General features: G+C 66.6%; 11 protein-coding genes. 7 read left to right on the top strand and 4 right to left on the bottom strand.

Annotated features, from left to right (window positions below; genetic code table 11):
* Nucleotides 1-315: 315 nt before the first annotated feature.
* Together ASC77_RS27890 and ASC77_RS26815 are read right to left on the bottom strand one after the other, a co-directional pair.
* A complete protein-coding gene (locus ASC77_RS27890) occupies nucleotides 316-735 on the bottom strand; it encodes a DUF6221 family protein (RefSeq protein ID WP_414813202.1) in 420 nt (139 codons plus the stop codon).
* A complete protein-coding gene (locus tag ASC77_RS26815) occupies nucleotides 732-1,130 on the bottom strand; it encodes a hypothetical protein (protein WP_156391210.1) in 399 nt (132 codons plus the stop codon). The genes ASC77_RS27890 and ASC77_RS26815 overlap by 4 nt, the downstream gene beginning before the upstream one ends.
* 84 nt (nucleotides 1,131-1,214) lie before the next feature.
* Between ASC77_RS26815 and ASC77_RS20735 the strand changes: the two genes are divergently transcribed.
* The 5 genes from ASC77_RS20735 (at nucleotide 1,215) to ASC77_RS20710 (ending at nucleotide 5,076) form a co-directional block, all read left to right on the top strand.
* Nucleotides 1,215-1,631 carry a helix-turn-helix domain-containing protein gene (locus ASC77_RS20735; protein ID WP_082575126.1) on the top strand — a complete coding sequence of 139 codons (417 nt, stop codon included), beginning with the start codon at nucleotides 1,215-1,217 and terminating at the stop codon, nucleotides 1,629-1,631.
* Between the two features lie 431 nt (nucleotides 1,632-2,062).
* Nucleotides 2,063-2,317, top strand: coding sequence for a helix-turn-helix domain-containing protein (locus ASC77_RS27755; protein ID WP_056157339.1), 255 nt, complete (start codon nucleotides 2,063-2,065; stop codon nucleotides 2,315-2,317).
* Complete coding sequence (locus ASC77_RS20720; RefSeq protein WP_056157337.1) at nucleotides 2,317-3,543, top strand: tyrosine-type recombinase/integrase; 1,227 nt, start codon at nucleotides 2,317-2,319, stop codon at nucleotides 3,541-3,543. Before ASC77_RS27755 ends, ASC77_RS20720 begins: the two co-directional genes overlap by 1 nt.
* Nucleotides 3,543-3,821, top strand: coding sequence for a hypothetical protein (locus ASC77_RS20715; RefSeq protein WP_156391209.1), 279 nt, complete (start codon nucleotides 3,543-3,545; stop codon nucleotides 3,819-3,821). Before ASC77_RS20720 ends, ASC77_RS20715 begins: the two co-directional genes overlap by 1 nt.
* Before the next feature lie 130 nt (nucleotides 3,822-3,951).
* Complete coding sequence (locus tag ASC77_RS20710; protein WP_056157332.1) at nucleotides 3,952-5,076, top strand: site-specific integrase; 1,125 nt, start codon at nucleotides 3,952-3,954, stop codon at nucleotides 5,074-5,076.
* A 270-nt stretch (nucleotides 5,077-5,346) separates the two neighbouring features.
* Here ASC77_RS20710 and ASC77_RS20705 read toward each other — a convergent pair whose 3' ends face one another.
* A complete protein-coding gene (locus ASC77_RS20705) occupies nucleotides 5,347-8,781 on the bottom strand; it encodes a glycoside hydrolase family 3 C-terminal domain-containing protein (RefSeq protein WP_162249844.1) in 3,435 nt (1,144 codons plus the stop codon).
* Between the two features lie 223 nt (nucleotides 8,782-9,004).
* Here ASC77_RS20705 and ASC77_RS20700 point away from each other — a divergent pair, with 223 nt between their 5' ends.
* Complete coding sequence (locus ASC77_RS20700; RefSeq protein WP_162249843.1) at nucleotides 9,005-10,192, top strand: ROK family transcriptional regulator; 1,188 nt, start codon at nucleotides 9,005-9,007, stop codon at nucleotides 10,190-10,192.
* A gap of 39 nt (nucleotides 10,193-10,231) precedes the next feature.
* Here ASC77_RS20700 and ASC77_RS20695 read toward each other — a convergent pair whose 3' ends face one another.
* The gene (locus ASC77_RS20695) at nucleotides 10,232-11,512 is read right to left on the bottom strand and encodes a PucR family transcriptional regulator (protein WP_056157327.1); all 1,281 of its coding nucleotides are present in this window, start codon (nucleotides 11,510-11,512) and stop codon (nucleotides 10,232-10,234) included.
* Nucleotides 11,513-11,696: 184 nt separating this feature from the next.
* Here ASC77_RS20695 and ASC77_RS20690 point away from each other — a divergent pair, with 184 nt between their 5' ends.
* A complete protein-coding gene (locus ASC77_RS20690; RefSeq protein WP_056157325.1) occupies nucleotides 11,697-12,068 on the top strand; it encodes a nuclear transport factor 2 family protein in 372 nt (123 codons plus the stop codon).
* Nucleotides 12,069-12,091: the final 23 nt, after the last annotated feature.

Raw genomic sequence — 12,091 nt, 5'->3', positions numbered from 1 at the left:
GCCTGAATCCTCAGTGAACGCACTCTCAGGCCGAACCTCCTCTTCGACTCCGTCGAAGCGACGGCGCAGACACGAACACAACGATCCACCGAGCACCAGGTAGCGAGAGGCGAAGGACAGACAACGGCAAGACAGCGAGACACCACAATCGACACCATCACGACCTTCGAATCGACTCGCCCCGACACCGGATCGCCATCGACGCAACACCGGCCCGCCGAGCGAAGCGAGGCCTTATCTATGAGTCGCATGGACCCCACCCGTCGGGAAGCGCTGTCGCGCGGTCGCCGTGCCGGCATCTGCGGCGGCGGTCGGTCACGAGTCGTTCCACGAGTCGTTGTAGTCGGGGTGATCGGCGTATCTCCAGGTGAGGCGGCAGAGCGTCGGGCACGGATACGTGACCGGGCGCGGCCGCTCGGCAAGGGTCTCGACACAGATCGCACAGGCCCCACCGTCAGTGGCCCGATGGTCGGCAGCGATCTGTCGTCGAGCGGACAGGTCGTGCTCGAGGCGACGCGGGTCCTCCCGGAACCAGACCTCGACTCGATTGGGATGAAGTCGCAGGAAGTGATCATGGTGACCTGGATCGGCTGACCACGAGATCTCCACGGCCGAAGTTGTCGCCGACGCAGGTTCGAGTCGCGGCAGAGCCTCGAGGTACAGGAGGAGTGAGTCCACCCGCTCCTCGTCCTCGGTGAGCCGAGCGGAGAGGAAGTCCGCCGGGTCTCCTCTCATCGCTTCCACTCCGATGCGAGGAGGCGAGCCAGTTCAGTCAGGCCTGCACTATTTCCGCCCGACCTATCCCATTCCTCTGGCGTCATGTCGCCGAGCTCCGACGCAGGCGTGCGCAGCAGGATGACAATGCTCCACGGGTTGGCCGAGCCGTGCAGCACACCGATGAAGGAGGCGAAGGCAGGCTTGACCTCAACGACTCCGTCTGGTCGCCGCCGGAACTGCCAGACCGGATAGTGCGCCGCTCCTCCTTCGGGCACGAGACCCAGCACAGATCCGGATGCGGTCCGACGTTCCAGTTCTCCCACAGCGATGCCTAGGGCTTCCGCTGTTCGCTGCAGAGTCCAGAACGGCGCGAGAAGGTCCGCGATCTCATTGGGCTCGAACTCCTCATCCAAGGCTCCTCCTATCCGGGCCGTTAGGTCCTGACAACGCGCGTGCAGCGGAGCCCGCCCCATGACACAGCGTGAGAGGATCCGCGGGTGGGTGATCGACCAGACGCGCGCTCAGACCGGGACTGGGTACGCGATCGCCTCCAAGCGCTGAGGGCCGAGCGCGACGCGCTCGATCAACAGCGCAAGCAACTCACCGAGGAACGTCACCGTCTGTTGCGAGAGGCCCACGACCTCGGGTGGACGTGGTCCGAGATCGCCGCGTTCGCGGGCTACGAGAACGCGACCGTGGCCCGCAACCAGGCGACGGCTCGCGGTTCCCGTCCCCCGCCTGCCCACCCGCCTGGCACCCACTCCGTACGCGAGGCAGCGGAGCGACTCGGAGTCACGCCGCAGACCATCTACAACTGGATCGATGCTGGACGACTCGAGATCGCCGACGGTTCTGCGCGAGGCACACGCGTCTTCCTCCCGTCCGACCCGTCCTCAGCCGGCGAGTCCGAGTAGTTCGGGACTTACCCCCTCCGCCAGAAGGAGGAGCGCGTCCGCTTCATTCTCCTGGCGCAAGCGTTCGCGCGTGGCGCTCGAGACCGAAGGTCCGAGCGTGTAGCGGAGGCGGTAGACCGTATCCGCGTACTCGACCGGGCCCGGCAGAGTCGCGGGCCGGGTGGTCATGTCCGCGTACGCCGCGACGACAAGTTCGTGACGCTCCTGGGTCCTACCGCTCAGGCAGGGCTTCGTCGCGAGGCGTCGCTCGAAGGCGCGCCAGAAGTCGCTATCGGTGACCGATGTGAAGTGCGGAAGATCAGTTTCCACGTAACCCCCTCGAGACTGTTTCACTAGCGTAAGTCGGTTACTTACGTACGTCAAGTCGCGTCGTCGAGCGCGAGCGATCCGGCGGAGAGCCGGCGTTCGAAAAACTCCGCATGTAGGAGGTCATGCAGACAAATGACTCCATCAGCCAGCAACCTCACACGACCGCGCAGACAGGCATGGTCCTCGACCTACGTCGGGTAACCGACCTTCTTACCTCTGAGTGTGTCGCCGAGGCGCTCGGCGTCACCACAAAGACGTTGACGAACTGGCGCTCGCGCGGCGTCGGGCCGGCACACGTCCGGGTGGCCGGGCGCGTCTACTACACCCGCGACGCGTACGACGCGTACTGGCACGAGCAGACCGGTGGGGCCGCCTGATGGGCCGCCGACCGATCCCCCTCGGCGGCCACGGCGACATCCGACCAACCCAGGTCAAGGATCGACTGTGGGTCTCGAAGGTCCGATGGCGCGACGACGCCGGCGGGTACCACCGCGTCGCAGTCGACGCGCCCACGAAGGGTGACTGCAGGGAGCTGGCCGCTGAGCGGGTGCGGGAGGCCCTGGAAGACTGGCGTACCCGCCAGGTCGACGCCGCGGAGGTCAGGGACCTCACCCTCGACGAAGCAGCCGAACTATGGTTCACCGCGCTGGCCCGCACCAGCCGACGCCCGTCGACGATCGAGCAGTACCGCGCGTGCTGGCGAGGCACCCTCTCCCCTGTCCTCGGACACGAAACCGTCACCAGTCTCGACCGCGCTCGGGTCCAGCATGTGCTCCTCGAGGGATTGTTCGCCCGTCACCAGGGCCACCGCTCCGACAACGGGGCTTGGGTGGCCGGCGAGTACCGCCTCGACGAGAACGGCGACCGCATCCCGCTGCACGGCGCGCAACCACGGAACGTGATGCGCCTTCTTCTGCGGTGGACGGCCGACCGAGGACTGCGTGACGGGAACCCACTCGACGGCACGGCGAGTCCTCAGCGGCGCCAACCGAAGGTGCGCGCGCTCACGGACGAAGAAGCGACGCGTCTGACACAAATGGCCGAGGGCTGGTTCAGGACCGGCCACGGGGCGAGTGACACGCTCTGGCACGGACTCATCCTGCTCCGCCACCTGGGCCTGCGGCTCGGAGAGCTCTTGGCGCTGACGTGGTCTGACGTCGACCTCGAGACGGAGCCGCCGACCGTCACGGTTCGGCACACCCTCTTGGAGCAGCGGGGCGCCGTCACCGGCCTGGGGCCGACCAAGGGCGGCACCATCGACATCATCGCACTCCACGAGCGCGTCGTCGCCGTCCTCGAGACCAGGATGCCGACGTCACCCGCTCCGGACGACTTCGTCTTCGCGACCCGGACCGGCCGACCGGTCACGCACGCGAACTTCCGCCGTGCGCTTAGGGACCTGGTGCGCGACACAGACCTGGCCTGGGTGCACCCGCATTCGATGCGGCACACCCTCGGGACTAAGGCCAACGAGCACCTGGATCTCGAAGCGGCCCGCGACCTGCTCCGACACAAGGACGATGCGGTCACTCGTAAGCACTACGTGGAGCGCAACAGCATCCGCATCCTCGACCCCCGCGGCCTCTTTGAAAGCGAGAAGTGATGAGCGAAAGCGATCGGCTGAGCTTTGGCGAGCTCCCAGAGCCTGCCAGGCGAGCACTCGGGTTCCACTTGGCGGAACTCAAGGCCACGGCCAAGAAGTCGGAGGAGCACAGCGACATCGTTGCGCTCGAGCTCCAGATGCTGGACCTGGGAGACATCGGCAGAGCGGCCTGCTCGCTGAGAGGCCTTGCCGACGCGATGCAGCGATCGAGCGCCCTTGCTGACGCCAAAGGAAGGCACTTCGCGGCCATGTCTCGCATCCTCGAGCAGTTCGTCTGACGGACGGTCGGTTTCGCGCCGACTTGGAAATAGGATCGGCCCGATCGAGGACTCTCGATCGGGCCGATCCCACCTACGATCCCACTCGGGCTGACAGCGTGAGGCGACCGCGTTGGCTCAGCGTCGGACGATGATCACCACCGCCTTGGGCGCGGTAGTCGCGCCGGTTCCCCTGAGGATCACCCGCACCTTCACGGCCTTGCCCTTCGCGAGGTTCTTTGTGGCTTCTCGCGGCAGCGTGAACCGGATGACCTTCTTGTGCCCGGACCTTACAGAGACCTTCTTAATCAAGGACTTCTTGACGGCCGAAGCGATCTGCACCTTGCCGGTGCAGGCGGCGCATGCACTGGCGCAGCCGACCTCGACCGCGATCCTGCCCTTCTTGCTCGCGGTCGCCCTCTTGGTCAGGACGGTCAAGGTGCGCTTGGCGACCGGGGCTGGCTCGAGGTTCTCGACCGCCGCCGGGATCGCGTCAGCGTCGTACTTGAGTGCCGGCGTGATCGTCGGCAGGACCGGAGCCCGATTCGGCGAGATGGCCGCCCTCAAGGTTCGCAGACTCGACCTCAGCCGACGGCGCGCAGTCATCGCTGAGTCTGTGACCCCGGTCCAGGGTCTCGGGCTGGTCTGGGGCACGCCCAAGTCACACCAGCGCCGCGAGGTGCCGGTCCCACAATTCCTGGTCAAGGACCTGGCTCGCCACGTCGCCGACAAGGGGCCCGACGATCTGGTCTTCGGCGGCATCCGCCACAACCAGCCGCTGCGAGTGTCTACGTTCCGACACACCTTCACCACCGCTGCCACCGCGGTCGGAATGGCGGACCCGAACCCACACGAGCTGCGCCACACCGCGGCCAGTCTCGCCATCGCCTCCGGCGCCGACGTCAAAGTCGTACAGAAGATGCTCGGGCACGCCTCAGCCACGATGACGCTCGACACCTACGGTCATCTCTTCGACGACCGGCTCGTCGCGGTCGCCATGGAGGCAGCGCGCGACAACGAGCAGAACAAGCCTGCCGCTCATCTGCCCGCCGCCGCTCACGAAACCGGGCCCGCAGGAACGCCTACCGTTGACCCTGTTGCCATTTCGTTACGACGGACCCTTGAGATCCGAAACGGCGAAGACCTCCTGATCAACGTTTCCGCTGGTCAGGAGGTCTTCATGCAGCGCACCCCCAACGGGATTCGAACCCGTGCTACCGCCGTGAAAGTCCGAAAATCGGATGATGGGTCGATGTCGATCGTCATCGAGAGTTGACGAATGCGCTGGTCAGCGTCGGTATCGACCGTTGGATACCGCGAGCCGCGATCGGATTGTTCTGGCTCTGCTGTTGCCAATCTGTTGCCACGACACTCCACGACGACACAAGGGCTCAGGACACGCGGCTGGGCCGCGACCCCGGGCTCATCGGCCCATCAAGAGTCCTTGCAGATACTGATCAGGGCCCCGCGAAACTTCCTTGGAACCCGCCTTCGACGGTGCGAGTGATCTCGCACCGTCGACCCGGTTCTGGTGTTCGTCGTTCGGCTACTTGACCCGAAGCCGAAGCGCCGGCGCGTTGCCGGGCCTGAGACTCGCATTGCCGGCGTACGTCACCGACACCTTGTGAGTTCCCTTCTTCAGTCGCGGCAGCGTGACGACCGCCTTGCCATTACGCAGGTGCGCCTTCAGCGAGGTGACCTTTTTGGGGCTGACCCTGACCTTGACCACGACGGTGCCGTCCGCGCGAACGCCCTTCGGCGCGCTCACCTGGACGACGACCTTGGCGCGCTGGCTCGCCCGCACCGGGTTCTTCGCGAAGCTGGCCCGGACCGTGGCGGTGGCCTTGTTGACCTTCAGCGTGGCGTCCTGGGACAGTGCGTCGCCCAGGATGTTGCTGAACACCGCTCGGTAGCGTGAGCCGTTGGCCGCCGCGGTAGCGGTGACGCTGAGCTCAGTTGACGTGGCGCCCGGTACGACGACCCACGTCTTGCCGCCGTCGGCGCTGGTCTGCCACGACACGGTCGGAGCAGGCGTCCCGGTAGCGGTGGCCGTGAAGGTAGCGGTCTTTCCGACCGTCGCCGACGTCGAGGCCGGGTCCTGGGTGACGACCGGAGCCTCCACCTTGTCCAGGACGTTCACGTCAGCGGTGAGCCGGATGTCGTCGGAGGCAGAGCCGACCGTCAGCGTCCGCTGTCCGGTACCCACGATCCACTTTTGCTCGGCAACCGACCAGGAGGAGAGTTCGCGAGGCGCTACGTTCAGCGACACCGTCTTGGACTCGCCAGGGGCAAGGTCGACGTGGTCGAACTGCACGAGCTTGACTTCTGCCTGGTCGACGCCGGCCGGCAGTTCGCTGGACTCGCCGAGGTAGACCTGGGGCGACTCACCGCCGGCGACTGCGCCGGTGTTCTTCACGGTGAAGTTGACGTCCAGGCCGCCGTTCGTGGCCTGCTTGACGCCCAGGTCGCTGTAGTCGAACGACGTGTAGGACAGGCCGTGACCGAACGCGTACAGCGGGGTGTAGTCGTTGACGTTCTCGGCCGAGGCGTACCACCGGTAGCCGATGTTGAGACCCTCGGTCCACTTGATCGTCTTCTGGGTCTCGCCCGCGTCCTGGGTGCCACCTGCTCGCTCGGGGTGACCGGCGAATAGTGTCTGGCTGCTCGTGCGCGGGAAGGTGAGGGTGAGCTTGCCGGACGGGTTGGACTGGCCGTACAGGGTCGCGGCGGTTGCGGTGCCACCCTCCTGGCCGGGGTACCACATCTCGAGAATGGCGTCGACGTCGTCAGCCCACGGCATCTGGACGGCGTTGCCCGTGTTGAGCACGACGACGACCTTCTTGCCGGCTGCGTGTGCGGCCGCCTCGACGGTGGTCACCAGCTGGTTCTGGGTGGCGCTGAGCTGGGCGACGTCGGTCTGCGCCGACTCGCCGTCACCCGTCGTGGCGTTGGAGTCGTCGACGTACACCACGGAGACCGCGTTCGTCGCTGCAGCGGCGGCTGCCTCCTGTAGTGCGGCCGAGGTCGGTGACCAGGCGAAGCGAAGCGTGGGCGTCGTTGCCGCCGTGGCCTTGGGCTGGTAGGTGATCTTCACGGCGTGACGGCCCGGGGTGAGTGCGGTGGTGGCGGCGACGTTGTCGTAGCCGAGGTACTGCCCGTTGTCCGCGGTCGTCTGAACTCCAGGTGCACCGGTCGCGAAGGTCGGAACGGCGTTTTGGAGGATCTTCGAGTCCGGGTTCCGCAGCTGCACGTTGGCTCCGTCGAGCGTCATGCTCAGGGTGCTGGCGCTGACGTTGCGGGTCTGCTGGTTGTACTTGGTGTTGTCGCCCAGGTCGGTGCCGAACGGACGCTGGATCAGCAGCCGGTAGGTGTCGGCGGTGGGGACGTTCACGTACCCGGTCCAGGTGAAGGTCTTGCCTTTGGCCAGGTCGTTCTGGCGACCGTCGAGGACGGTGTCGACCTTGGTAGAGGTGCTGGCGTCGGCCTCGGTGGTGGTGCGGGTCAGGCCGGGGGTGACACCGTCGGAGTCGACGCTGAGGGCGGCGGCCGGGATGGTCGTACCGAGCAGGTCGATGCCGGGCACGGAGGTCACCGCGGAGCCGGCGATCGTCTTCATGGCCTTCAGGGGCGTGATGTTGACCCGGTCGCCGAACCCGATCGCGCGCTCTCCGCCGGGGCTAGCGGGCAGCAGTCGAGCGGACTGGCCCATCACCGCGACCGTGCCGTCGGTGCTGAGCGGCAGGGTCTGGGTGTCGTTCTTCAGCAGCGTGGCCGCACGCTCGGCGAGCTGCCGCGCCACGGTGATGCCCTGGTTCTTGTCCACGTTGATGCTGTTGTCGGGGCTGTCGACGTCACCGTGCTGCGGTACCGAGGACTGGTAGGCGGCCGGGATGTGGTCGTTGTCGAGCATGCCGAACCGCTCGTAGCCGTAGAGGATGCGGGCCGTGGAGTTGCGGGCGGCTGCGGCGTAGCGGCCGTCGTAGTCGGTCGAGGTGGGGTCGATCAACTTGAGGAGGTTGGCCTCCGAGAGGAAGCTCGAGAGGAACTCCTGATCGGCGCCGGCCAGCAGGTCGGAGGTGGCCTTGGCGCCGCCGTAGTCGGTGGTGATCCAGCCCGGGAAGTTCCACTCGCCCTTGATGATCTTGTTCATCAGGCCGTCGTTGGAGCATGCGTAGTCGGGCTTGCTCTCGAACCCGGCGATCTGGAAGGTGGCGTAGGAGCACATCATCGAGGTGACGTGCGCATCCTTCGCTGCGGCCTCGGCGGGGGCCAGGTAGATCTCGCGAGCCGCCTGCTCCCCAACGATCGACGGGGTCGTCTGGGTCTGGCCGCTGTAGAAGCTGACGTGCTTGACCTGGGACATCAGGCCCTGGGACTGGATGCCCTCGATCTCGCGGACGCCGAGCTGCTTGGCCACGTACGGGTCCTCGCTGAAGGCCGTCATGTTGCGAGTCCACGACGGTGTCCGAGCCAGGTCGACCTGCGGGCCGTAGAGAAGGTCCATGTCGAGGGCCTTGCCCTCGGTGCCTTCGGTTTGTCCGAGGAGGCTGAAGATGTCGCGGTCGAATGACCCGGCCAGACCCACGCGTGTCGGGAAGGCTGTCGAGTCGGCGAACCCTTCGATGCCGAGCGCGTCCGCGTGCCGGGCCTGCGGGATTCCGAGACGGACGATTGGGCGCACGTAGCCGGCCTGGTTGTGGGGATCCGGGTCGAGAGTGACATCGGTCTGGGTCTTGTTGGCCCAGCTGCCCTCGATCAGCCGTACTTGCTCAGCGGGGGTGAGCTGGTTGACGAGCCACGTGACGGTGGGTGTCCACGGGGCGTCGGAGGCGACGGCGGGGCCGGACGTCGGTGCGGCCGCGGCGACCGACGCTGATGCCGTCGCTCCGATCGTCCACGTGTTGGCGGTCACGGCGAGCGCCGTGACCGCGACCGCGGCTAGGGCGACCCCGCGCACACGGAAGGATCTGTTCGCTTGCATGGTGGTTCTCCTCGACATACTCCGAAATCGGAGAAATGGTCTGCAGGGTCCGGGTGAACCCCGCTGAAATGAGCGCGTGATGGACGCCACATGCTCTGGTGCCGAAGTATGTGTGTAGGCGAGAACGTCGTCAAGGGACTGTCCCGCTTCGAGATCAGAGCACATGTGGGCTTGCGTACCTGGCAGCGCTAAAGTTCGGCTAGCCACAGAGAGGTAGGCGCGCGTGAACGGATCCGGCAGGCTCGATGCGCGGGCGCGTGTCGTCAGAGTCCTGGCGGAAGTGGGGACCGCGTCACGCGCCGAAATCGCGCGCTCGACGGAGTTGGCGTTCTCCACCGTCTCTGCCGCTGTGAGCACCTTGCAGTCCCAGGGACTGGTTGATGAGGTGGCGGTCGCGCCGTCCGGGCTCACGATGGGCAGGCCATCCATGCTGCTGTCGTTGAACCGTCGCGCGGGGTTGGTCGGCGGCGTGGAGATCGGCAAGCAGCACTTACATGTCGTGCTGGCGGGTCTCTCGCACGCGGTGATCTCTGAGTCGCGTCGGCCGGTGCAACCTGACCTCCCGGCCGACGAAGGCGCCGCCCTTGTCGGAGCCACGGTCAGCGACCTGCTCGAGGAGGTCGGCGCGGACAGGTCGGAGCTGCTCGGTGTCGGACTCGGCCTGCCGGGGCCGATCCGTGAGCCGAACGGCGAGGTCGGCGACTCCTCCATTCTCCCCGGGTGGGTGGGTGTTGGCGTCGCTGAGTTGGTGAGCGCCGAGCTGCAGGTACCGGTGATGGTCGACAACGACGCGAACCTGGGCGCCCTGGCCGAGTGGATGTGGGGCGCCGGGCGCGGTTGTCAGGACATGGTCTTCTTGAAGGTCGCGACCGGCATCGGAGCAGGTCTGATCGTGTCCGGGAGCCCGTACCGCGGCACTGGGGGCACAGCCGGCGAGATCGGGCACACCCAGGTGAATGCTCATGGTCAGTTGTGTCGCTGCGGCAACCGTGGGTGCCTGGAGACGGTGGCCGGCTCGCACGCCCTGGTGCAGGCGTTCTCCGAGACCCGGGAACGGACGCCGAGCCTCGAGCAGGTGATCGAGTGGGCCTTGTCGGGCGATGTCGGTAGCCGTCGTGTGATCGGGGACGCAGGGCGGGCCATCGGCTCAGCCATGGCGATGTTCTGCAACGTACTCAACCCGGCACGAATCGTCGTCGGCGGAGAGCTGGCGGCTGCGGGCACGTACCTGATCCAGCCGTTGCGAGAGGTGCTCGAACGAAACGCCATTGCCTCGGCGGCTGCGGACGTCGAGGTCGTCGTCGGAGAGCTCGGGGACCGGGCCGTCGCGCTAGGCGCCGTTGGTCTGGTTCTGCGCTCGACCACGATCGAGCTGCCCGAAGCGTCAAGGAGCGAGGCCCGACTCGGGTAGCTTCTTCCGACCGACTTCCGCGTGCCGGTGTTCGAATCCTCAGTCGAGGAAGTCGGGAAAGTAGTACGCCAGCTCGAGTGCGAGCAGCGTCTCGACCCCTCGGTCGCCAACGGGTCGCCCGAGCAGTTCCCCCGCCTTCGCGACCCGGTACGAGACCGTGTTCACGGCGATGAAGAGCCGCTCCGCGGTTGCTGTCCTGCTGCCGCCGTTCTGCAACCAGGCCCGCAGCGTCTCTCGTAGGGTGACAGACTTCGCGTCCGATCCCGACAGTCCCGCTAGCTCGGTTTGGGTGAACGTCCTCGCCGCCTCTGGATCCGTTGACAGCAGCGCGACGACGCGCACGTCGTCGAAGGGCCAGAACGTGTCGACCTCACTGTCACGACCGACCCTCGCGGCCTGCAGGCAAGCACGATGACTGGCGCGCACTCCGCGAACGCCCCGGTCGGGGACGCCCAGCGCCACGTTCATCCACACCGGTCGTGTTGCCTGGCGCACCCGATCCGAGTAGTCGGACGGTGGTGTCGACTTCCACGACCACCACACCTCCGTCACATCGTCCTGCGGCAACACCAACGTCCGGACGGCCCCCAAGGTCTCGCCCGCGGCATGGGCGAACGATGCGACGGCACCGTCCTTGTCCGGGATGTGGCCGGCTCCCCGGCTCCAGACCGAGGCGATCAGGTGGGCGTCCGTCAGGCGCACACCGAGGATCTCCTCGGCGCTGTTCCCCGGGTCCACGCCGGCGACCAGCTGGGTGAAGATGCGCAGCTGTTCGGCCGGCACGCGTCCCTTCCACAGCGCCAGCTCCTCCTCGTACTCACGGATGAGCTCGCCGGCGTAGGAGGTGATGTAGCCGTTCATCGCCCGGTTCAACTGCCGCACCTCGTCGACCAGACGGCTCTCGGGCACGACCTTCTCGACCTCGGCCAGGAGCGCGTCCTGGGCCATCGCGTGGCAGGCCCACACTGTTTGCAGGACCGTGTTGATCGCGACTCCGCGGTGCACCGACTGGTGCACGCTCTCGGTTGCGCTGCCGGAGCGCGAGACCGAGGGAACCCCCTGGTGAAGTCCGATGAGCACCGTGAGCAGGCTCGCCTCGCATCCCTCGCGTTCCGAGCCGGTCACCATCGCCGGAGAGTCGTTCTCGCGGAAACGGGTGGTGACTTCGGTGACGATCCGCTGCGCGGTCTGAGACGCCCACCAGGTCGCCGGCTCGCCGATCTCGCGCTTTGCGAGCTCGACAAGCTCGGGCGGGCTGACGCGCTGCGAAACGGGCTGGTCCGGGTCAGGTCTCAGCCCGGGGATCCAGGTTGAGGTCACGGGTCCTCCATCTTCGGCGACGCATCGCGCACGGTTCTCGGGTGCTCTGACGCCTGACGTTGTCGCCGGACGTCAACGAGTCGGAAATTTTTGGGAGCCGCTCCCAAGATCCAGCGCGTGTCGACGGTCATAGTTCCGACGAGACGCTGGTCACAGTAACCGAGCGCACACAGCGGAGGTCGCAATGGAACGTCACACGGTCGAGGCCCTCCTCGATACCTACTACAAGGGTCTCAGCAACCAGTCGGTCGCCGAGATCCCGTTGACCGCTGACGTGTCGTTCGTCGGTCCCCGGATGGGCCCGTTCGAGGGTGAGGAAGCGGTCCGGGCGATGCTCGCACAGGTCTCCCAACTGTTCACGGCGTTCACGATCACCCGTGAGTCTCAGGTCATCGACGGTGACACCGCCGTTCTGTTCCTCGACTTCGCGCTGCCTGATGGTCGCCACTTCTCGCTCGCCGACGTCTTCACCCTGCGTGACGACGCGTTCGCGAGCATCCAGCCGTACTTCGACCCCGGCCTGCTCCAGGACCTCGGCATGGCCGGGCCGGCGTGACCCGACGAGACGGACAGTGACTT

Origin of the sequence: Nocardioides sp. Root1257 (assembly GCF_001425175.1) — a bacterium.
Classification (GTDB): Bacteria; Actinomycetota; Actinomycetes; order Propionibacteriales; family Nocardioidaceae; genus Nocardioides.
The sequence above is the reverse complement of the archived record's forward strand: the minus strand, read 5'-3'. Positions and strand labels throughout refer to the sequence as shown.

Coding starts and splice junctions, on each gene's coding strand:
- ASC77_RS27890 (WP_414813202.1), bottom strand. CDS start 735: ATGAGAGGAGACCCGGCGGACTTCCTCTCCGCTCGGCTCACCGAGGAC.
- ASC77_RS27755 (WP_056157339.1), top strand. CDS start 2,063: ATGCAGACAAATGACTCCATCAGCCAGCAACCTCACACGACCGCGCAG.
- ASC77_RS20720 (WP_056157337.1), top strand. CDS start 2,317: ATGGGCCGCCGACCGATCCCCCTCGGCGGCCACGGCGACATCCGACCA.
- ASC77_RS20715 (WP_156391209.1), top strand. CDS start 3,543: ATGAGCGAAAGCGATCGGCTGAGCTTTGGCGAGCTCCCAGAGCCTGCC.
- ASC77_RS20710 (WP_056157332.1), top strand. CDS start 3,952: ATGATCACCACCGCCTTGGGCGCGGTAGTCGCGCCGGTTCCCCTGAGG.
- ASC77_RS20705 (WP_162249844.1), bottom strand. CDS start 8,781: ATGCAAGCGAACAGATCCTTCCGTGTGCGCGGGGTCGCCCTAGCCGCG.
- ASC77_RS20690 (WP_056157325.1), top strand. CDS start 11,697: ATGGAACGTCACACGGTCGAGGCCCTCCTCGATACCTACTACAAGGGT.